Origin of the sequence: Thermomonas fusca DSM 15424 (genome assembly GCF_000423885.1) — a bacterium.
Classification (GTDB): Bacteria; Pseudomonadota; Gammaproteobacteria; order Xanthomonadales; family Xanthomonadaceae; genus Thermomonas; species Thermomonas fusca.
Genome location: NZ_KE384102.1, coordinates 106,783 through 106,996, shown reverse-complemented (window position 1 = coordinate 106,996; position 214 = coordinate 106,783). Strand labels below are relative to the sequence as shown.

At 61.2% G+C, this 214-nt stretch carries 1 CRISPR repeat array (cut by a window edge).

Features of this window, described 5'->3' with window-relative positions:
• Window positions 1–214: a CRISPR direct-repeat array (repeat unit 28 nt; unit sequence GTTCGCTGCCGCATAGGCAGCTCAGAAA); it runs 524 nt beyond the window's last position.

The following is a 214-nucleotide window of genomic DNA, read 5'->3' as shown; positions in this document are numbered from 1 at the left end:
GTTCGCTGCCGCATAGGCAGCTCAGAAAATGCCCGCGCGCTGGAACTCGGCTTGCAGCCAGTTCGCTGCCGCATAGGCAGCTCAGAAAACAAGACCGCGGACGAAGTGCTGCCCCACTGCGTTCGCTGCCGCATAGGCAGCTCAGAAAGATCGCAGTGGATGCCGTGTCGCTGGCAAGCAGTTCGCTGCCGCATAGGCAGCTCAGAAAGCCGAA